Here is a 17801-nt window from a genome sequence, read left to right as displayed (position 1 = left end):
GCGATGATCCTGACGCATTTCATCCTGTGCCTGGCCCAGCCGCCGGTGCTGATCGCGCCCGAGGCGGCGACCTGCCCGGCCAGTGCTGGGGCCAGTGACGTGACGATCATCAGCGCCAGCGCGCCGGCCGGGCCGGTGCTGCGCGTGGCGGCGGCGCCGACGGTGCTGGTGGTGGGCCGCAGCTGAGCCGGCGGCGCGGCGGGCAACAGGAATTCAAGGGGAGTGCAGGCGATGGCGAAATTTGCCGATGCATCGGTGCTGGATGCGGCGCTGGCCGTGGTGGCGGGCGCAACCCGGCTGGTGGTGACCAATGGTCAGCCGGCCGATGTGGCCGCGGCCGATGCGGCGCGACTGGCAGAGACGACGCTGGGCCCCGGCGATTTCAGCCTGGGGACCAGCGCCGGGGGTGGCCGGCGGCTGACGGTGGCGGGCAAGGCCGGGCTGGTGGCGCTGGCCAATGGCACCGCCGATCATGTCGCCCTGATCGATGATGGCGCCGGCCGCGTGCTGCAGGTGACGACCTGTCCGCCGGCCGCGGTGCTGGCCGGCGTGGCGCTGAACGTGGCGGGCTGGGATTTCGTGATCGGGGCGCCGTTGTGAACATGGTTTTGAACGCGGCAACAGGGAAAGGACGGGCGGCATGACCGGCGTGTTCCTGAAGGATCCGGGCGGGCGCCTGGAATATCAGGTGGATTGGCAGAGCGATTATCTGGCCGGCCGCAGCATCGTGGCATCGGACTGGCAGGTGCTGCCGGATCAGGCCGGGGTGGCCGCGGCGTTGACGCTGAGCGCGCCGCGCCTCGCCGATGGCCGCACCGCCATCACCTTGGGCGGCGGACGGGCAGGCCAGCTGTATCGCGTGGTCAACCGCATCATGCTGGCCGACGGCAACAGCGATGAACGCACCCTGGTGGTGCGGGTGGAGGACCGGTGATGGCAGCGATTTCCCTGGACGCCGGCCCGATGGTGGTGGGCCTGGCCGAATGCAAGGCCGCGCTGCGGCTGGAGCGGGATGACGAGGATGGCCTGATTGCCGGGCATATCCGCACCGCCATGGCGCTCTGCGAGGCGTTCACCGGCCAATGGCTGATCGAGCGCGAGGGCGAACAGCGGCTGGCCGGCGATCTGGCCTGGCAGCGGCTGGCGGTGGCGCCGGTGGTGCAGGTGAGCGGCGTGTTTGCCGGGCCGGCCGCGCTGGCCGATGGCTGGGAGGCGGAGGTGACGGCCGATGGCAGCGGCTGGGTGCGGCTGACGCGGCCGCCGCAAGGCGCGGTGGCGGCGCGGTTCCGCGCCGGGCTGGCACCCGATTGGAACGGCGTGCCGGAGCCGCTGCGCGCCGGGATCGTGCGGCTGGTGAGCCATTTCTACAGCCATCGCGATGCCGCCGATGCCGGCCCGCCGCCGGCCGCCGTGGCGGCGCTATGGCGGCCGTGGCGGCGGATGGCATTGGCTTGAGGCGGGGCCTGAGGTGCATCCTTCGACAGGCTCAGGATGAGCGGGTCGGGACCGGAAGCGGGAGCACGGATGATGGCGGACGAACTGGCCGGCCAGTTGGCCGAACGGGTTGACGTGGAGCAGTGGCAGCCGGCGCGCGATCTGGCGGGTGACGATGCCGGGGCGTGGACGGTGCTGGGCAGCGGCTTTGCCGGGGTGGTGCCGGATGGTGCGGGCAGCCTGACGGCGGGCGAGGCGCGGCGTTCAGGCCGGCGCTGGCGGGTGGTGATGCGGGCGCGGCCGGAACTGGCGGGCGCTGGCGCGCTGCTGCTGCGGCTGCGCTGGCGCGGCCAGTGGCTGCATGTGCTGGGCGTGGAGGATGATCCGCGCGTGCCCGACCGGGTGGTGCTGCGCTGTGAAGGGCGGGGGCTGGCATGAATGCGACAGTGTTGGTGGCGCGGTTGCGCGCTCAGGGCGCGGCGCTGGCGGCGGCGCTGGTGGCGCGGGTGCGCCGGGATGGCCAGGCGCGCTTTGGCCGGCGGGACCGGTTGGCCGATCCGCGCCAGTTGTGGCCGGGAGATGAGCGATGAGCGCGAGTTTGGCGGTGCAGCAGGCGCTGGTGGCGGCGCTGGGCGGCGTGCCCGGCGTGACCGGCGTGTATGACGGGCCGGCGCTGGATGCCGCCGCACCTTATCTGGTGATCGGGCCCGATCTGATGGGCGATGCCGGGCACAAGAGCGGTGTGGCGCACGAGCATCGGGTGGCGGTGACGGCCTGGGACGACCGGCCGGGCGTGGCGCGGTTGAAGCAGCTGCTGGGCGCGGTGGAGGCGGCGGTGGCCGGCATTTCCGGCGAATGGGCCGGGCACCGGATCATTTCGGCGCGGCTGCTGCGCCAGAGCCTGGGCAACCCGCAGGATGGCTGGCGGCCGGGCCTGATCGAGCTGCGCATCGTGACGGAAGCAATCTGAGGAAGGGACGGCAATCATGGCGATCGAAAAGGGCTCCGCCTTTCTGTTGAAGGTGGGCAATGGCGCGGTGCCGCTGGCGTTCACCACGGTGGCCGGCCTGCGCACCACGCAGATGAGCGTGAACACCGAGACCGTGGTGGTGACCAACCAGGGCAGCGGCGGCTGGCGCGAATTGCTGTCGGGCGCCGGGGTGCGGTCGGTCTCGCTTTCGGGCAGTGGCGTGTTCACCGGATCGGCTGCAGAGGCGCGGGTGAAGGCCACCGCGCTGGCCGGCACCATCGATGATTACCAGGTGCAGTTTGAAAGCGGCGAGACGGTGACCGGGCGTTTCCTGATCAGCCGGCTGGATTATGCCGGCGATTTCAATGGCGAGCGCACCTACACGCTGCAGCTGGAATCGAGCGGCCCAGTGGTGGCGGCATGAGTGGCGCCAATGCGGTGCGGGGGGAGGCAAGCCTGGTGCTGGCCGGACGCCCGGTGCTGATCCGGCCGAGCTTTGCCGCGCTGGTGGCGGCCGAGGCCGAGCTGGGGCCGTTGTTTGCCCTGTGTGAGCGGGCGGCGGCGGGGCAGCTGACCTTGCACGAGATGGCGGCCTTGTTGTGGCATTGCGCGCCGGAACCGGGCTGTGACCGGGCCGATTTTGGCGAGGCGCTGGTGGCCGGTGGACTGGCGGCGGCGACCCCGGCGCTGCGCGTGCTGTTGGGCCAGATCTTGGTCGGGGCGGGATGAGCCGCTTTGCCGATGCGGCGCGGCGCGGCTGCCATGCGGCGGCCTTGGTGCTGGGCTGGCGGCCAGCGGAGTTCTGGGCGGCGACCCCGGCCGAGCTGCGCACCTGCCTGGGGCAGGATGGGCCGGCGGAGGCGGCGGCCGCGGATGCCGGCCTGCTGGCGCAGATGATGGAGCGGTTTCCCGATGCTGAACGATCCTGTGGATGAACTGGTGGTGCAGGTGCGCGCCGATACCGGCGGCTTCATGGCCGGCGTGGCGGACATGCAGCGCACGCTGGATGGGCCCTTTGCCGGCGGGCTGGAGCGGGCCGGGCTGGGCCTGTCGCGCTCGCTGGGGCGGGCGCTGTCGGATGGCAAGCTGGGCTTTGACGAGCTGCGTTTCATTGCGCTCAGGGCGCTGGGCGAGATCGGCCAGGGTGCGCTGCGCATGGATCTGGGCAGCCTGTTTGGTGGCGGCGCGGCGCGGCCGCTGGCGGGCTTTCTGGGCGGGCTGTTCGGCCTGCCGGGGCGGGCCACGGGCGGCCCGGTGGCGGCGGGGCGCCCCTATCTGGTGGGCGAACGCGGGCCCGAAGTGTTCGTGCCCACGGCGGCCGGCCGGGTGGAGGCCAATGGCGGCGGCCGGGCGCCGATCCAGCTGACGGTGAATGTGGCGGCCCCGCGTGAGGCCAATGCGCAAGCGATGCGGCAGACCGGCGCGCAGGTGGCGCGGGCGGTGGCGCGCACGCTGGACCGGGTGCGGCCATGATGCGCTGGTGGCTGGCCGGGCCGGAGGATCGCGGGCGCACGCGCTGGATCCGGCGCTTTGATCCGTCGTTCTGGCTGGTGGATTTCCCGCGGCCGATGATGGCGAGCGTGACCACAGAGGGCGATGAGACCCTGGTGGTGGATGTGGAGTTCCAGCGCCGCGCCGATCTGGCCGGGTTGATCTGGGAATCGGCCGACCGCTGGAGCCATCCCCTGAGCGCGCTGGCGACCCGGCGGGATTATCGCGGGCTGGTGTGGCGGTTTCGCTGGCAATCGAGCGGGGCGGTGCTGCCGCTGGATGCGGTGAACGGCCCGGTGTTGACCATTGAGGGGCGCGATGCCGGCGGGCAGCCGCGCACCTGGTATGTGCGGCTTTGGAATTATGCCGAGGGCAGCCCGGCCGATGCCGAGATTGCGCTGGATTTTGATGCGCTGGCCGGCGGCTTTCTGTTGCCGGGTGAGGCCGATCCGGTGTGGGCCGGCGATATTGACCGGCTGTTCATCAGCCTGGTGCCGCCTGGCCATGACGGCGTGGATGCCCCGCTGGCCGCCGTGGCGCAGGGGCAGGTGCGGCTGACCAACCTGCTGGTGGATGGCGATGGCGCCGTGTTGCCGGCTGGCGAGCCCGGCCTGCCGCCGCACGACTGGCGGCTGTGCACGGCCTATGACGATCTGTACAATCAGACCCCCGAACGCATCCTGACCCAGGCACTGCTTTTGGGCTGGCGCGGGGCGATCACCCATTATCTGGGCATGAGCCATTTCATGGCGCTGCAGCCGGATGGGGCGGGGGGCTATGTTGTTGATCCGGCGCGGCCCTTGTGCGGCCCAGCGATGGCCTGGCACCGGGATTTCCTGGCGCGGGCGCATCAGCTGGGCTTTGCGCCCATCCTGTCGCTGTCGATGGAGCTGTTTGCCGCGCACTGCCCGGCCGACTGGGCGCAGCGGGATGCCACGGGGGCGATGGGGCTGACCGGCTGGGTGCCACCATCGGCGCTGCTGTCGCCTTGCCAGACGCAAGCCCAGGCCTGGTTGTGCAGCGTGGTGGCAGCGGCCATGGCGCTGTTGCCGGCGGGCGCCGCGCCGGCCTTTCAGGTGGGGGAGCCCTGGTGGTGGGTGGGGCCCGATGACCGGCCCTGCCTTTATGATGCCGCCACGGCGGCGCGCTGGCAGCTGGAAACCGGCAGCCCGCCGCCGGCCATGTTGGACGTGAAGGGCAGCAAGAGCGCGGCCGAGCAGGCGTATCTGGACTGGTGTGGGGCGCGGCTGGCGGAAGCGACAGCCGGCATGGTGGCGGCGGCGCCGGCGGGCACGGTATCGCATTTGTTGTTCTATGCGCCGCAGGTGCTGCTGGCCGACCGGCTCGATCTGGCGCGTGCCAATATGCCGGCGGCTTGGGCCCATCCGGCCTTCGATGTGCTGCAGCTGGAGGATTATTCGTTCGTCACCTCAGCCAATCAGGCCGGTCAGGCACGGGCGCGGGCGGCGGTGGCCGGGGCATTGGGCTATCCGTTGGCGCAGCAGCATTATCTGGCCGGCTTTGTGCTGAACGCCAGCGATGCCCAGGCGCACTGGCCATTGATTGCCGATGCGGCAGCCAGATCGGCGGCCAGCCAGGTGTTCATCTGGGCTTGGCCGCAGGTGGCGCGCGATGGCTTCACCCCCTTTGCCCTGGATGATGAGGGAGATGCCGCCATGCCGGCCTTTCACGATGTGCGCTTTCCGCTGGAGCTGGGCTTTGGCGCCACCGGCGGCCCCGGTTTTTCGACCCAGGTGGTGGTGACGGGATCGGGTGCCGAGCAGCGCAACGCCGATTGGGCCGATGCTCGGCTGGAATTTGATGCCGGCGTGGGCATCCGCTCGGAAGCCGATCTGGAACGGCTGGTCAGTTTCTTCCGGGCGCGGCGCGGCCAGGCGCATGGGTTTCGTTTTCTCGACCCGCTGGACAACAGCAGCGCCGCCGATGGCGGGGCACCGGCCGCCACCGATCAATTTCTGGGGCAGGGCAGTGGCAGCACCACGCGCTTTGCCCTCATCAAGACCTATGCCGATGCCGGGGTGGAGGACGCCCAGGTGCGCCGCATCACCCGGCCCTGGCCCGACAGCGTGCGGGTGGCGGTGGCCGGGGTGGAGCAGGTGGCGGGCTGGTCGCTGACGCCCGGCGGCCGCATTGATTTTGCCGAGCCGCCGCCCGCCGGCGCGGCGGTCACCGCCGGTTATCGCTTTGATGTGCCGGTGCGTTTTGCGGCTGACCGCATCGAGGTGTCGATCGCCGGCTGGCGGGCCGGCGAGCTGCCATCGGTGCCGCTGATCGAAATCCGGGAGGATTGAATGGCCAGCCATGCCATTGTTCAGGACGATCTCACCCATCTGGCGCTGTGCTGGCGGCTGGTGCGCGCCGATGGCGTGGCGCTGGGCTTCACCAGCCATGATCGCGACCTGCTGGTGGATGGGCTGGTGCATCTGGCGCGGCCCGGCATGTCGCCTTCGGCCATCGTGCTGGGCGATGGCGTGAGCGCCGATGATCTGGAGGTGGCGGGCGGCTTGTCATCATCTGCGCTGACCCGGGCCGATCTTTTGGCCGGGCGCTGGGATGGGGCGCGGCTGCGGCTGTTCCTGGTGGATTGGCGCGATCCGGCGGCCGGCCAGGTGGCGCTGGCCAGCGGCACGCTGGGCGATGTTGCGGTGGGGGAGGGCAGTGACGCCGGCTTTGTCGCCACGCTGGAAAGCCCGGCGGCGGCGCTGCAGGCCAGCGTGGTGGAGCTTTGCTCGCCGGAATGCCGGGCCGAACTGGGCGATGCCCGCTGCCGGATCAGCCTGCGTGGCCGTCGCCGGCTCGGCATGGTGGCTGCGGCCGCGCCTGGGCGGTGCCGGGTGGATGGCATCGTGGCGGCCGATCATGGCGAGGGCCGGTTGCTGGTGCTGGATGGCGCGGCGGCCGGGTTGGAGCGGCGGATCGTGGCGGCCGATGGCGATTGCCTGCAGCTGGACGAGCCGCTGGCACTGGCAGTGGGCGACCGGGTGCAGCTGACCGAGGGCTGCGACAAGCGCTTTGCCACCTGCCGCGACCGCTTTGGCAACGCGTTGAATTTTCGCGGCGAACCGCACGTGCCGGGCGGCGATCTTTTGACCCGGATCGGAGGCTGAGATGACACGCATCACCAAGCGCCGGCGGCGGGCGGTTGCCGCAGCGCGGGCCGGGGTGGGCACGCGCTTTCGCGCGCAGGGCCGCACGATTGGCCTGGGGCTGGACTGTGTGGGCGTTGCCCTGCTGGCAGCGGCCGGCGCCGGCGTGCGGCTGGCGCCGGTGCCGGCCTATGCGCTGGGCGGGCTGCATGACGATCTGCTGGCGGCCACACTGCAGGCGCTGGGCTGCCGCCGGGTGCGCCGGGCCAAGGCGGGCGACCTGGCGGAATTTGCGCTGGCGCCCGGTCATCGCCACCTCGCTGTGATGAGTGATCGGGGCATCATCCACGCCCACGCCGGGTTGGGCCGGGTGGTGGAAGGGCCGGTGCCCGATGACTGGCCGGTGGTGGCGCACTGGGCGCTGCCCGGCGTGCGATAGGGGGACGGCAGCATGGCAACCTTGGTGCTGGGCGTGGTGGGCCGTGCCCTGCTGGGCCCCGTGGGCGGCATTGTCGGCACCCTGCTGGGCAACAGCGTCGATCGCCGCCTGCTGGGCGGCCGCCGCGAGGGGCCGCGGCTGGCCAATCCAGAAGTGCAGGCCGCGAGCTATGGCGAGCCCTTTCCGGTGGTGGCTGGCCGGATGCGGGTGGCCGGCAATGTCGTGTGGTCAAGCGGCATCCGCGAGACCGCGACGCGCAGCGGCGGCGGCAAGCGTGGGCCAGCGACGACCAATTACAATTATTCTGCCAGCTTTGCCGTCATCCTGTGCGCCGGGCCGATCGCAGGCGTGGGCCGGGTGTGGGCCGATGGCCGCCTGATCCGCGATGCGGCCGGGGTGTGGAGCCTGCCGGTGACGATGCGGGTGCATGATGGCAGCGAGAGCCAGCAGCCTGATGCGCTGATCCTGGCCGTCGAAGGGGCGGCGCCGGCCCTTCGTGGCCTGGCGCATGTGGTGTTCGAGGATCTGGCGCTGGCGGAATTTGGCAATCGGCTGCCCAATCTGGCGTTCGAGATCAATCCGGGGGCGCCGGCGCAATCGCTGGGCACGGCGATGACGGCGCTGGCGGCGCGGGCCGGCGTGGCGCTGCCGGCGCGCGGCGGCTTTCCCGATGTGACCGGCCTGTTTGCAGGGGCGGCGGCGCCGTTGGCCGATGTGATCGGCCCTTCGCTCAGGGCCAGTGGTGCCGTGCTGGCCGCCGGCACCGCGCTGGTGGGGGAGGGGGCGCCAGCGCAGGTGATGGAGTTTGCCGGCCAGGACCAGGCCGATGCCGCCGCCAGCCGCCGCAGCGCCCCGGCCCGCCAGCGGCGCGCCGGCAGCCAGGGCCTGCCCGATGCGGTGGAGCTGGCCTATTTCGATGACAGCCGGGATTTTCAGCCGGGCCTGCAGCGGGCCCGGCTGCGCGCCGGGGTGCAGGTGGACAATGATGTGCTGCCCTTGGCGCTGGCGCCGGCGGTGGCCAAGCGCCTGGCGCAGGCGCGGCTGCTGCGGCAGCAGGCCGGGCGGCGGCGGCGCAGCCTGCGGCTGCCGTGGCGGTTCCTGGGGCTGGCACCGGGTGATATGCTGGCGCTGCCGGATGGGCCGTGGCAGGTGACGGAGACTCGATTCGAAGCCTTTGTTCTGCATGTGGAATTGGTGCAGCGGCCGGGTGTGGCGGCCGGCGTCGGCGCCAGCGATGGTGGCCGGGCGTTGGCCCAGGTGGCGCAACCGGCCGGGCCAACCCGGCTGCTGGCGCTGGACCTGCCGCCGCTGCCGGGCGAACTGCCCGACGCGCCGCGATTGTGGCTGGCCGGGGCGGGGGCGGTACCGGGCTGGCGGGGGGGCGGTGTGGAGATCAGCCTGGATGGCGGCGCCAGCTTCATGGCCGGCCCGGCCCTGCCAGGCGCGGCGGTGATCGGCACCGCGCGGAGCGTGCTTCCTGAAGGCCCGGCGACCCGCTGGGACCGGTTTGGCACGGTGGAGGTGGAACTGCTGGCCGATGCCATGTGGCTGGAAGGGCGCAGCGAGGCATCGGTGCTGGCCGGCGCCAATCTGGCGGTGCTGGGCAAGGAGATCATCCAGTTCGCTGCGGCCGAGGCGCTGGGCGGCAGGCGGTTCCGCCTGCGCGGTCTGTTGCGCGGCCGACGCGGCACCGAATGGGCCACCGGCAGCCACGCGTTGGGGGAGGATTTCCTGTTGCTGGAGGCTGGCGCCCTGGCCAGCCTGCCGTTGCCGCTGGAGCGGCTGGGCGAGACGCTGCTGCTGCGCCCGACGGGGTCGGGCGATGCCGCGACGCCGCCGCTGGTGGCAAGCATCGGCCATACCGCCATCCAGCCGCTGGCCCCCGTGCACTTGCGGGCCCGGCGGGTGGGGGCTGAGCTTGTGTGCCACTGGATCCCCTCCAGCCGCGTCGGCTTTGGCTGGCCGGATTTCACCGATGTGCCGATGGGCGAGCGCAGTCTCGCCTTCCGTGCCGGCCTGTTCACGGCGGCCGGACCGTTGGCGACAGCCGATCTCGACGCGCCGGCCTGGGTGGTCCCGGCTCCGGCCGGGCCATGCTGGCTTGAGGTGGCGCAACTGGGCCTGACGCTGGGGCGCAGCGCCCGGCTGGCGATTGATTGAGGGAGACGCGTGATGCCGCAGACGGATCGATTGGGCCTGCCGTTGCTGGCGGCCGGCCAGGGGCAGAAGGATGTGACCCACAATGAGGCGCTGGCCCGGCTTGACCATCTGGTGGCGCTGGCCGTGGTGTCGCGCACGGCGGCTGCACCGCCGCTGGCCCCGGCACCCGGCGATTGCCACATCGTGCCAGCCGCTGGCGCTGCGGCATGGGGTCAGCCGGCCGGCACGCTGATGATCTGGCAGGGCGGCGGCTGGCAGGCCGATGCGCCGGCCGCTGGGCAGATTGCATTGGTGCGGGATGAGAGCGTGATGCTGGTGCATGACGGGGGCTGGCAGGCGCTGTGGCCGGTGGCTGGCCTGCGCATCGGTGGGCGCATGGTGCTGGCCGTGCCGCCATCCAGTGTGGTGGCGGCGAGCGGTGGCAGCGTGGTGGACAGCGAGGCGCGGAGCGTTCTGACTGCGTTGATTGCTGCATTGCAGGCACAGGGCCTGTTGGCATGATGCCGTTGGCGCAAAAGCGGCTTTTCCGCGCGCAACTGTGGCGTTGCCGCAACAATATTGGCAACATGAGGCTTGCTTGAGACGGAGTGGCTGCGTTAGACATCGCCCGATGCCAGATGGACTGGCACGACTCTAATAAGGGGATGATGATGCGCAGCTTTGCGATCGGTCTGATCCTCGCGGCGACCGCGCTTTCCAGCGCCGCCAACGCGAAGGACAAGGCATGGTATATCGGCCTGGAAGCGGGCCCCGGCCTGCTGCAGAACCAGCGGATGGCCGTTTCCAACGCGGCACGGACGGTCAGGACCAATGACACGGTAAAGCTGATCCACAACCCGGGCTTCGATGTTGGCGGCAACATCGGTTATGACTTCGGCATGTTCCGCACCGAATTCGCGCTGAACTATCTGCGCTACAAGGTGAAGAGCGCAACCGTGAACAATGCGCCGCTGGCGCTGCCGTACACGACCGCTGCTGGCGTGAACACCACCGGTGTTCCGCCCCAGGGCAATTATCCGGATGCCGCTGGCACCTCCAGCGCCCTCGCCTTCATGCTGAACGGCCTGTTCGATTTCGGTGGCAAGGACAATGACTGGGGTGCCTATTTCGGTGCCGGCGCCGGTATCGCCCGTGCCTGGAATTACGGTCGTCTCCGTGATCCCGGTCTGGTTTTCGTCGATGACAAGGACACCTCATTCGCATGGAACCTGCTGGCTGGCGTGTACAAGCCGCTGAGCGATCACATCGATGTTGGTCTGAAGTATCGCTGGATGAACGTCAGCGGTGTGAACACCTTCTCGGCGAACGGCCAGGCGATCGACACCAAGTTCCGCAGCCACAGCGTGCTGCTGACCCTGACCTACAACTTCTTCGAAGCCGAGCCGCCGCCTCCGCCGCCTCCGCCGCCGCCGCCTCCGCCGCCGCCGCCCCCTCCGCCGCCGCCGCCGCCGCTGCCGCCGTGCCCGCCGGCTGTGGTGACTCCGGGTCCGTTCCTGGTCTTCTTCGATTGGGACAAGTCGGCGATCACGGCTGAAGCCGCTGCGATCCTGGATCGCGCTGCCGAGCAATATGCTGCCACCGGCCAGACCAAGGTCGCGCTGGCTGGTCACGCCGACAAGTCGGGCAAAGACGAGTACAACGTGAAGCTGTCGCAGCGTCGCGCTGATGCTGTGAAGGCCTATCTGACGGGCAAGGGTGTGCCGGCTGACGCCGTTGGCACCGAAGCCTTTGGCGAAGGTCGTCCGCTGGTTGATACCGCCGATGGTGTGCGTGAACCACAGAACCGCCGCGTGGAAATCACCTTCAGTGGCGCTCCGGCCCCGGCTCCGACGGGCCCCTGCCAGCCGCAGTAAGCGGCCGACAGGCACAAGGAAATTGGGGGAGCAACCACTTGGTTGCTCCCCCTTTTTCATGACGTCGTCAGGCGATAACGGCCAGCCAACTGGCCATCGGGATCAATCGCTGTCGCTGATCGGATCCAGCGCGGCGAAACTGGGCAAGACGAGTTCGGGCACCTTGAGGCCAGCGGCCGGCGGCACCCAGGCCAGCGCGGCGCGCATCAGCGGCACATGTTCGGCCGCGACATTGGCCAGCGCACCCGGAGGCGCCATCCGCACCGCAAGCCCGGCCTGCCCGGCGGACCAGCAGAAATTATACTGGGCGTCGAGCGTCGAAAAACTGTTGTAGCTGCGCGTGTTGTAGCGATCAAAGGCGGCAAGCCCGCCCTTTTTCATGGTGCGGGTGAAGTGCTTGATCAGCACATCCTGGGCGCTGACCAGATCGGCGCCATGCTTGCGCAGCATCTGGTTGTAATTGTCGACCGATCGCAGGAACGGCGAATATTGGCATTGCAGCGCCGCCACATTCAGGCCGGCGCGCAGCATCCACATCGCGTGTGCGCGCGCTTCGCCCGGGGTTGGCTTGGCCAGCATCACCGCCTTGGGCACCATGATGCCAGGTGTGACGGGCAGGGCCGGCGGCTTCGTTGCGGGCGCCGTCTTTGCCGCAGCCGGGCGGCGTGCCCCGCGCTTGCGCTTGGCAGGGGCGGCATCAGCGGCGGATGTTGCCAACAGTGCCATCAGGCTGGTCAACAGGATCAGTCGTGTCGAGTTCATTTGCACCACATTTCGGGCAGGCTGGTGGACCGGGCCGGCGTTGCAGCCCGGTGCACCAGCAGTGCGGATCAGCCCAGGATGCTGCCGAGCGACAGGGCAACCGACATGTCGCCTTCGATCTTCAGCTTGCCCATCATGAACGCCATCTGGGCGTTCTGCTTGCCGGTGGCGATGTCCATGAAATCGGCCATGCTGACCTTCACCGTGCAGGCGGTCGGGCCGTCTTCGTTGCTCACCACCACGGGCGAAACCGTATCATCGATGCGCACCAGGCCGTCGGCGCCAAAGTCGAATTTGACCGACTTCTTGAACTGGCCGCCGGCGCCGATGCGCTGGGTCATCTGCGAAGTGATGTCTGCAAGGCTCATTGATTTTCCTTCCCCAAAGAAAAAGGGCCGCCCCGAAAACGGGACGGCCCTTCCTAAAGCAATTCGACGAAAAGTCGAACTTACTTGGCAGCCGGAGCTTCGGCGGCCGGAGCAGCAGCGGCGTCAGCGGCCGGAGCAGCAGCGGCGTCAGCAGCCGGAGCGGCGGCGTCAGCAGCCGGAGCCATGGCGTCAGCAGCCGGAGCAGCGGCGTCAGCAGCCGGAGCGGCTTCAGCGGCCGGAGCTTCAGCGGCCGGAGCTTCTTCAGCCTTCTTTTCGCCGCAAGCGACGACGAGCAGGGCGGCGCCAGCGATCAGAGCGGCGGTCTTCAGATTCTCGATCATTTTAAACTCCTTGGACGGTATCGCCTGGACCCAGGACGAGTTGGGACGGCAAACCCATATCCCCCAACCGGGGTAGACATTAGCGATGCGCGCCGCGTCGTGCAAGTGCCACATGCGGCGAATGGGTTATTCAGGCGGCAAGGCGCGACAACATGGCCGGCAGGTGGCGGTGCAGGGCCGCGTCAAGCTGCTCCATCGTGGCATCGCTGCCCTCCGCGCGCAAGCTGGTCACCGGCTCGCTGAGGCCGCACGGGATAATTCCGGCAAAATCAGTCAGTTCGGGTTCAACGTTCAGCGATACGCCGTGGAAGCTGACCCAGCGCTGCACCCTGATCCCGATCGCACCGATCTTGGCCAGGCCGCGCCGGCCCTGCACCCACACCCCAATCTTGCCCGGAATGATGTGGGCGATGATGCCAAAATCGCCGAGCGCGGCGATCAGCCATTGTTCGAGCGACGCGACGAATCTGCGCACATCCCGGCCGCGGGCGGCCAGATCAAGCATGACATAGACGGTGCGCTGTCCCGGCCCATGATAGGTGTAGCGCCCGCCGCGCCCCGCATCGAACACCGGAAAGCGCGTCGGATCAACCAGTTCGGCTGGATTGGCGCTGGTGCCGGCGGTATAGAGCGGCGGATGTTCGACCAGCCAGATGCGTTCAGGCTCGGTGCCGGCCCGAATCGCCGCTGCCAGTTCCTGCATGCGGGCGAGTGCTGCCGGATAGTCGGTCAGCCCGTCCGCCACCTCCCAGACCGGGTCTGGTATCACAGCCCCGCCGCAAAGGCCCGGAGATCGGCCAGGAACAGTTCGGGTTCCTCCAGGCTGGCGAAATGGCCGCCACGCGGCATCGTCGTCCAATGGGTGACGTTGTAGCCGCGCTCCACCATCGCCCGTGGCGGAAAGGCCAGAAGATCGCGCGGGAAGGCAGCTACGCCCACTGGCACCGCTACGCGGGCACCGGCCGGCATGGCAAAACCGCCTTCCAGGTAGAGGCCGCGATACAGCCAGGTGGCAGTGAGGAAGCTGCGGGTGGTGAGATAGATCATGATGTTGGTGAGCATCTGATCCATGGTGAAGGGCGGATCGACATAATCCCCCGCCACGTCCGACCAGCCGACGAACTTCTCGGCAAACCAGGCCGCCACGCCCATGGGCGAATCCATCATGGCAAAGCCCAGGCTTTGCGGTTTGGTGCCTTGCAGGTGGAGATAGGCGGTCTCGGCCTCCCTTATGGCCACAGCCTTCTGCAGCCAGGCCAATTCGTCCGGTGCCCTGGGCGACATGTCTGCCGGCCGCAGGCCAAAGCCGTTGAGGTGGATCGCCTCAACCCGCGCCGAATCAAGCCCGATCCAGCCGCCGATCACACAGCCCCAATCCCCGCCCTGATAGAGATAGCGGTCATAGCCCAGCGCGCCCATCAGCGCGTCATAGCGGCGGCCAATCTCGCGCGGGCCGATCGGCGCCGACGGCCGGTCAGACCAGGCATAGCCAGGCAGGGACGGGGCGATGACATGGAAGGCCGGCGCCGACTTGTCTTCCGGTTCGGCCAGCCGTTCGATGATGGCATCAAATTCGAGGATCGATCCCGGCCAGCCATGGGCGATCAGCAGCGGTCGCGCATCGGGCCGGCTTGAGCGCAGGTGCACGCAATGGAGGTGAAACTTCTGGCCACCATCCTCCCCCACCGCGACGCGGCAATGCGGTAGCCGGTTGAGGCGCACCACCGCTGCTGGCCAGTCAAAATCGTTCAGCCAGTGCGCCTGCAGCCGCTGCATATAATCGCGGTTGGCACCGTGCCGCCAGCCAGCGTTCGGCGGCTCTTCGAACCAGCGATAGGCCGCAACCCGGTCGCGAATCCAGGCGACTTCGGGTTCGTTCGCCGGGATCGTGAACGGCGTGCTGCTCATGCCGCCAGCCCCAGCTTGCGCTCCAGCTTCACACGGCTGGCGATGATGTCGGCGGCCTTTTCGGCGATCATGATGGTGGGGGCGTTGGTGTTGCCCGACACGAGATAGGGCATGACGCTGGCATCGATCACCCGCAGCCCCTCGACGCCGTTCACCCTGAGCTGGCCATCCACCACGGCCCGTTCATCCACGCCCATGCGGCAGGTGCCGACCGGGTGATAGATGGTCTCCGCCCAGCCACGCATTTTTTCCAGCAGGCTGGCACGGTCGGTCACGCCCGGGCCCGGCCAGGCTTCGCCATCATTATAGGGCGCAAAGGCCGGTTGGCCGCCGATGCGGCGGGCGATTTCCACCCCGGCCACCAGCGTTTCCACATCTTCGGGCGCCGACAGATAATTGGGATCGATCGCCGGCGCCGCCAGCGGATCGGGCGATTTCAGCCGGATGGTGCCCCGGCTTTCCGGGCGCAGCTGGCAGACATGCAGTTGATAGCCATGGCGGCCGCCCATGGTGCCGCGGCCGTGCGGGTTGCCGATCACCGGCATGAAATGCATCTGGATATCGGGCGCGGCCAGGCCCTCGCGGGTGGACAGGAACGCCCCCACCGGGGTTGGCATATGGGCACCGTTGCCGCTGCGCGTGAACACCCATTTGCCCAGCGCCATCAGCTTGTTGATGAATTTCGAATTGTTGTTGAGCGTGATCGGCTGGCTGCAATGCCATTGCACGATCACATCCAGGTGATCCTGCAGATTGCCGCCCACATCCGGGCTGTCGACCACCACGTCCACGCCCATGGCCTGCAGATGCGCCGCCGGGCCGATGCCCGACAGCATCAGCAGCTGCGGGCTGTTCACCGCGCCGCCGCACAGGATGATTTCCCGCCCCATGGCGCTGCCATCCGCCTTGCCCTGGGTGTAGCTGACGCCGACGGCGCGCTTGCCGTCGAACAGCACGCGCCGCGCCTGCACGCCGGTGCGGATTTCCAGGTTCGGCCGTGCCCGCACCTCGGCGGTCAGATAGGCCTTGGCCGCCGAGAATCGCTCCCCATCCTTGATGGTGGCATCATATTGGCCGGCGCCTTCGAACTGCGGCCCGTTGAAATCATCGGTGCGGCCATAGCCGGCCTCAACCGCCGCCTGCAGAAAGGCATCGTTGAGCGGGTTGGGGAGCGCGCCCTTGCGGCTGCTGTGCAACGGGCCACCCGCGCCGTGATACGCATCGGCGCCGCGTTCCGAATCCTCGGCCTTGCGGAAATAGGGCAGCACATCGGCCCAGCCCCAGCCGGTCAGGCCCAGTTGGCTCCAGCGGTCATAATCGCTGGCATGGCCGCGGATATAGACCATGCCATTGATGGACGAGGAGCCGCCCAGCGCCCGCCCGCGCGGCCAGTAAAGCTTGCGCCCGCCCAGATGCGCCTGCGGTTCGGTCCAGAAGGCCCAATCGAACGGGCTGTCCTTGTCGGGCGGGATGATGTTGGCGATGCCCGCCGGCATCTGGATCAGCATGTTGTTGTCGTTGCCGCCGGCTTCCAACAGCAGCACGCGGGTGCCCGCATCGGCCGACAACCGGTTGGCCAGGGCGCAGCCAGCCGAACCGGCGCCCACGATGATGAAATCAAACGGGTCCATGCCCAAACTCCCCAAGCGATTTTGCCCACGCTAACCCTGTTTTGAGTCGTGCGCAAACTGCCAGACATGGGGAGGTGATGATTGCAAAGCGCGTCTTGCAATTTCGTCTTGCATTAGATATGGTAATGTTCTGTTAACTATTCGGGGCAGGGCGATGTTGACGAAAATCCTGTTTGCCATTGGATGTGCGGCTGTCGCCACTGCCGCTGCCGCCACCCCGCCCGGCGTGGTGCAGTGGGGCACGGCCCAAGGCGGCAACGGCCACCATTATGAAGTGGTGTTCAACCCCAACATCAGCTGGCAGGCCGCCCGTGCCGACGCCGCGGCGCGCAGCTTTGGCGGCCACAGCGGCTATCTCGCCACCTTTGTCACCCGCGCTGAACAGGAATTTGTCATTGCCCAGCTGGGCGGCGGCACTGCGCTCAATGCCCTGTGGCTGGGCGGCTACCAATCGGGCGGCAGTGCCGAACCCTATGGCGGCTGGAACTGGGTGACCGGCGAAGCCTGGGCCGGCGTGGCGCCCAATGATCCCAACCTGCCGCGATCGGATTTCGGCTTCAACAACCTCTATTTCAATGGCGATCCCGAAGGCTACACCATCACCTGGTGGAACAGCGGCGGCATCAATGACTATGTCGGCACGCCCAACCCCATCTATGGCGATGGCAATGGTGGCAGCTCCCGCGGCTATATCGTGGAATATGGCCTGGCCGCCGTGCCGGAACCCAGTGTGTGGGTTAGCATGATCTTGGGCTTTGGCCTTGTCGGCCTCAGCAAGCGCCGCCGCAGCGGATTGCGCGCTGCGGCAGCCTGACCGGGCGGCTCAGGCCAGATCGACCATGATCTCGGCCGACACGCCCTCCAGCGCGGCCTGCACATCGGCCTCACTCACGCCCGGCGGCAGGCTGGCCACCACCTCGGCCCGGAACAGCCGCGCGCCCGACCAGGCGCCATCCTCGGCCGTGGTTTCCAGCTGTTCGAAGTTCACCTTCAAAGGGCTCAGCGCCTGCGCCAGTTCGTTGACGATGCCCGGCCGGTCCTGCGCCACCAGCTGCAGGGTCAGCCGCGTGCCCGTCTCGGCCGCGCCTTCGCCGGCATCGACCAGGCTGACATTCAGCCCCTTGGCATCCACATCGGCCACCGCCCTGTGCAGCACGGCCAGCCGTTCCGGCGCGATTTCCACCAGCACGCTGCCAACATAGCGCCCGGCCAGCCGTGCCAGATGCGATTCCAGCCAGTTGCCGCCCGCATCCAGCACCGCCTGCGCCAGCGCGGCGGTCAGGCCCGGCCGGTCCGAGCCGATGACGGTGAGGATGACTTTGCTGGCCATGGGCGTC

25 protein-coding genes are annotated in these 17801 nt (G+C 68.9%); 18 read left to right on the top strand and 7 right to left on the bottom strand.

The window, feature by feature from the left end; translation table 11 throughout:
• The first annotated feature begins 3 nt into the window (after positions 1-3).
• From AC6BOR_RS06075 to AC6BOR_RS05995, 17 genes are all read left to right on the top strand, one after another.
• Positions 4-186 (top strand): hypothetical protein, encoded by a 183-nt coding sequence (locus tag AC6BOR_RS06075; RefSeq protein ID WP_498060296.1) that lies wholly within the window; start codon positions 4-6, stop codon positions 184-186.
• Positions 187-231: 45 nt separating this feature from the next.
• Positions 232-600 (top strand): hypothetical protein, encoded by a 369-nt coding sequence (locus AC6BOR_RS06070; protein WP_094473985.1) that lies wholly within the window; start codon positions 232-234, stop codon positions 598-600.
• A gap of 40 nt (positions 601-640) precedes the next feature.
• Positions 641-934, top strand: coding sequence for a phage fiber-tail adaptor protein (locus AC6BOR_RS06065; RefSeq protein WP_498060295.1), 294 nt, complete (start codon positions 641-643; stop codon positions 932-934).
• Complete coding sequence (locus tag AC6BOR_RS06060) at positions 934-1455, top strand: head-tail connector protein (RefSeq protein ID WP_086117084.1); 522 nt, start codon at positions 934-936, stop codon at positions 1453-1455. The genes AC6BOR_RS06065 and AC6BOR_RS06060 overlap by 1 nt, the downstream gene beginning before the upstream one ends.
• A gap of 69 nt (positions 1456-1524) precedes the next feature.
• Positions 1525-1872: a phage head completion protein gene (locus tag AC6BOR_RS06055; RefSeq protein ID WP_498060294.1), complete on the top strand. Its 348-nt coding sequence runs from the start codon at positions 1525-1527 to the stop codon at positions 1870-1872.
• On the top strand, positions 1869-2024 hold the full coding sequence (locus AC6BOR_RS06050) for a hypothetical protein (RefSeq protein ID WP_498060293.1): 156 nt from the start codon (positions 1869-1871) through the stop codon (positions 2022-2024). Before AC6BOR_RS06055 ends, AC6BOR_RS06050 begins: the two co-directional genes overlap by 4 nt.
• A complete protein-coding gene (locus tag AC6BOR_RS06045) occupies positions 2021-2404 on the top strand; it encodes a DUF3168 domain-containing protein (RefSeq protein ID WP_498060292.1) in 384 nt (127 codons plus the stop codon). Before AC6BOR_RS06050 ends, AC6BOR_RS06045 begins: the two co-directional genes overlap by 4 nt.
• A gap of 16 nt (positions 2405-2420) precedes the next feature.
• Entirely contained in the window at positions 2421-2828 is a 408-nt protein-coding gene (locus tag AC6BOR_RS06040; protein ID WP_498060291.1) for a phage major tail protein, TP901-1 family, read from the top strand.
• Positions 2825-3133 (top strand): GTA-gp10 family protein, encoded by a 309-nt coding sequence (locus AC6BOR_RS06035; RefSeq protein WP_498060290.1) that lies wholly within the window; start codon positions 2825-2827, stop codon positions 3131-3133. Before AC6BOR_RS06040 ends, AC6BOR_RS06035 begins: the two co-directional genes overlap by 4 nt.
• The gene (locus AC6BOR_RS06030) at positions 3130-3339 is read left to right on the top strand and encodes a phage tail assembly chaperone (RefSeq protein ID WP_498060289.1); all 210 of its coding nucleotides are present in this window, start codon (positions 3130-3132) and stop codon (positions 3337-3339) included. Before AC6BOR_RS06035 ends, AC6BOR_RS06030 begins: the two co-directional genes overlap by 4 nt.
• Complete coding sequence (locus tag AC6BOR_RS06025) at positions 3317-3877, top strand: tail tape measure protein (RefSeq protein ID WP_498060288.1); 561 nt, start codon at positions 3317-3319, stop codon at positions 3875-3877. Before AC6BOR_RS06030 ends, AC6BOR_RS06025 begins: the two co-directional genes overlap by 23 nt.
• The gene (locus AC6BOR_RS06020) at positions 3877-6207 is read left to right on the top strand and encodes a phage distal tail protein, Rcc01695 family (protein ID WP_498060617.1); all 2331 of its coding nucleotides are present in this window, start codon (positions 3877-3879) and stop codon (positions 6205-6207) included. The genes AC6BOR_RS06025 and AC6BOR_RS06020 overlap by 1 nt, the downstream gene beginning before the upstream one ends.
• Positions 6208-7023 (top strand): phage/gene transfer agent baseplate hub protein, encoded by an 816-nt coding sequence (locus AC6BOR_RS06015; protein WP_498060287.1) that lies wholly within the window; start codon positions 6208-6210, stop codon positions 7021-7023. It begins immediately after the preceding gene.
• A 1-nt stretch (position 7024) separates the two neighbouring features.
• Positions 7025-7441 (top strand): peptidoglycan endopeptidase, encoded by a 417-nt coding sequence (locus tag AC6BOR_RS06010; RefSeq protein WP_498060285.1) that lies wholly within the window; start codon positions 7025-7027, stop codon positions 7439-7441.
• Positions 7442-7453: 12 nt separating this feature from the next.
• Positions 7454-9601: a GTA baseplate fiber-binding domain-containing protein gene (locus tag AC6BOR_RS06005; protein WP_498060284.1), complete on the top strand. Its 2148-nt coding sequence runs from the start codon at positions 7454-7456 to the stop codon at positions 9599-9601.
• Positions 9602-9613: 12 nt separating this feature from the next.
• The gene (locus tag AC6BOR_RS06000; protein ID WP_498060283.1) at positions 9614-10102 is read left to right on the top strand and encodes a DUF2793 domain-containing protein; all 489 of its coding nucleotides are present in this window, start codon (positions 9614-9616) and stop codon (positions 10100-10102) included.
• A 149-nt stretch (positions 10103-10251) separates the two neighbouring features.
• Positions 10252-11454, top strand: a complete 1203-nt coding sequence (locus AC6BOR_RS05995; RefSeq protein WP_498060282.1) for an OmpA family protein — start codon at positions 10252-10254, stop codon at positions 11452-11454.
• Between the two features lie 102 nt (positions 11455-11556).
• Here the strand turns inward: AC6BOR_RS05995 and AC6BOR_RS05990 are convergent, their stop codons facing one another.
• The 6 genes from AC6BOR_RS05990 to AC6BOR_RS05965 form a co-directional block, all read right to left on the bottom strand.
• On the bottom strand, positions 11557-12216 hold the full coding sequence (locus AC6BOR_RS05990; protein ID WP_498060281.1) for a hypothetical protein: 660 nt from the start codon (positions 12214-12216) through the stop codon (positions 11557-11559).
• Between the two features lie 68 nt (positions 12217-12284).
• Entirely contained in the window at positions 12285-12584 is a 300-nt protein-coding gene (locus AC6BOR_RS05985) for an SCP2 sterol-binding domain-containing protein (protein ID WP_498060280.1), read from the bottom strand.
• Positions 12585-12664: 80 nt separating this feature from the next.
• Entirely contained in the window at positions 12665-12925 is a 261-nt protein-coding gene (locus AC6BOR_RS05980; protein WP_498060279.1) for a hypothetical protein, read from the bottom strand.
• 130 nt (positions 12926-13055) lie between these two features.
• The gene (lipB, locus tag AC6BOR_RS05975) at positions 13056-13670 is read right to left on the bottom strand and encodes a lipoyl(octanoyl) transferase LipB (protein WP_498060278.1); all 615 of its coding nucleotides are present in this window, start codon (positions 13668-13670) and stop codon (positions 13056-13058) included.
• Positions 13671-13690: 20 nt separating this feature from the next.
• On the bottom strand, positions 13691-14833 hold the full coding sequence (locus AC6BOR_RS05970) for an epoxide hydrolase family protein (RefSeq protein ID WP_498060277.1): 1143 nt from the start codon (positions 14831-14833) through the stop codon (positions 13691-13693).
• Positions 14830-16464 (bottom strand): GMC family oxidoreductase, encoded by a 1635-nt coding sequence (locus AC6BOR_RS05965; protein WP_498060275.1) that lies wholly within the window; start codon positions 16462-16464, stop codon positions 14830-14832. Before AC6BOR_RS05965 ends, AC6BOR_RS05970 begins: the two co-directional genes overlap by 4 nt.
• Before the next feature lie 154 nt (positions 16465-16618).
• Between AC6BOR_RS05965 and AC6BOR_RS05960 the strand changes: the two genes are divergently transcribed.
• Positions 16619-17278, top strand: a complete 660-nt coding sequence (locus tag AC6BOR_RS05960; RefSeq protein ID WP_498060274.1) for a PEPxxWA-CTERM sorting domain-containing protein — start codon at positions 16619-16621, stop codon at positions 17276-17278.
• Between the two features lie 9 nt (positions 17279-17287).
• Here the strand turns inward: AC6BOR_RS05960 and AC6BOR_RS05955 are convergent, their stop codons facing one another.
• Complete coding sequence (locus AC6BOR_RS05955; protein WP_498060273.1) at positions 17288-17794, bottom strand: glycine cleavage system transcriptional repressor; 507 nt, start codon at positions 17792-17794, stop codon at positions 17288-17290.
• Positions 17795-17801 lie beyond the last annotated feature (7 nt).

The sequence above is a fragment of the Sandarakinorhabdus sp. FBCC-B8862 genome, assembly GCF_059745315.1.
Note: the sequence above shows the minus strand (reverse complement) of the source record. Positions and strands in the feature narration are given on the sequence as shown.

Bases quoted from the DNA above. Each gene is read 5' to 3' on its own strand.
- AC6BOR_RS05980 (WP_498060279.1), bottom strand. From the start codon at position 12,925: ATGATCGAGAATCTGAAGACCGCCGCTCTGATCGCTGGCGCCGCCCTG.
- AC6BOR_RS06040 (WP_498060291.1), top strand. From the start codon at position 2,421: ATGGCGATCGAAAAGGGCTCCGCCTTTCTGTTGAAGGTGGGCAATGGC.
- AC6BOR_RS06015 (WP_498060287.1), top strand. From the start codon at position 6,208: ATGGCCAGCCATGCCATTGTTCAGGACGATCTCACCCATCTGGCGCTG.
- AC6BOR_RS05955 (WP_498060273.1), bottom strand. From the start codon at position 17,794: ATGGCCAGCAAAGTCATCCTCACCGTCATCGGCTCGGACCGGCCGGGC.
- AC6BOR_RS06050 (WP_498060293.1), top strand. From the start codon at position 1,869: ATGAATGCGACAGTGTTGGTGGCGCGGTTGCGCGCTCAGGGCGCGGCG.
- AC6BOR_RS05990 (WP_498060281.1), bottom strand. From the start codon at position 12,216: ATGAACTCGACACGACTGATCCTGTTGACCAGCCTGATGGCACTGTTG.
- AC6BOR_RS06000 (WP_498060283.1), top strand. From the start codon at position 9,614: ATGCCGCAGACGGATCGATTGGGCCTGCCGTTGCTGGCGGCCGGCCAG.
- AC6BOR_RS05985 (WP_498060280.1), bottom strand. From the start codon at position 12,584: ATGAGCCTTGCAGACATCACTTCGCAGATGACCCAGCGCATCGGCGCC.
- AC6BOR_RS06060 (WP_086117084.1), top strand. From the start codon at position 934: ATGGCAGCGATTTCCCTGGACGCCGGCCCGATGGTGGTGGGCCTGGCC.
- AC6BOR_RS05965 (WP_498060275.1), bottom strand. From the start codon at position 16,464: ATGGACCCGTTTGATTTCATCATCGTGGGCGCCGGTTCGGCTGGCTGC.
- AC6BOR_RS06005 (WP_498060284.1), top strand. From the start codon at position 7,454: ATGGCAACCTTGGTGCTGGGCGTGGTGGGCCGTGCCCTGCTGGGCCCC.
- AC6BOR_RS06010 (WP_498060285.1), top strand. From the start codon at position 7,025: ATGACACGCATCACCAAGCGCCGGCGGCGGGCGGTTGCCGCAGCGCGG.
- AC6BOR_RS06065 (WP_498060295.1), top strand. From the start codon at position 641: ATGACCGGCGTGTTCCTGAAGGATCCGGGCGGGCGCCTGGAATATCAG.
- AC6BOR_RS05970 (WP_498060277.1), bottom strand. From the start codon at position 14,833: ATGAGCAGCACGCCGTTCACGATCCCGGCGAACGAACCCGAAGTCGCC.
- AC6BOR_RS06045 (WP_498060292.1), top strand. From the start codon at position 2,021: ATGAGCGCGAGTTTGGCGGTGCAGCAGGCGCTGGTGGCGGCGCTGGGC.
- AC6BOR_RS05960 (WP_498060274.1), top strand. From the start codon at position 16,619: ATGTTGACGAAAATCCTGTTTGCCATTGGATGTGCGGCTGTCGCCACT.
- AC6BOR_RS06055 (WP_498060294.1), top strand. From the start codon at position 1,525: ATGATGGCGGACGAACTGGCCGGCCAGTTGGCCGAACGGGTTGACGTG.
- AC6BOR_RS06075 (WP_498060296.1), top strand. From the start codon at position 4: ATGATCCTGACGCATTTCATCCTGTGCCTGGCCCAGCCGCCGGTGCTG.
- AC6BOR_RS06035 (WP_498060290.1), top strand. From the start codon at position 2,825: ATGAGTGGCGCCAATGCGGTGCGGGGGGAGGCAAGCCTGGTGCTGGCC.
- AC6BOR_RS06020 (WP_498060617.1), top strand. From the start codon at position 3,877: ATGCGCTGGTGGCTGGCCGGGCCGGAGGATCGCGGGCGCACGCGCTGG.
- AC6BOR_RS05995 (WP_498060282.1), top strand. From the start codon at position 10,252: ATGCGCAGCTTTGCGATCGGTCTGATCCTCGCGGCGACCGCGCTTTCC.
- AC6BOR_RS06025 (WP_498060288.1), top strand. From the start codon at position 3,317: ATGCTGAACGATCCTGTGGATGAACTGGTGGTGCAGGTGCGCGCCGAT.
- AC6BOR_RS06070 (WP_094473985.1), top strand. From the start codon at position 232: ATGGCGAAATTTGCCGATGCATCGGTGCTGGATGCGGCGCTGGCCGTG.
- AC6BOR_RS06030 (WP_498060289.1), top strand. From the start codon at position 3,130: ATGAGCCGCTTTGCCGATGCGGCGCGGCGCGGCTGCCATGCGGCGGCC.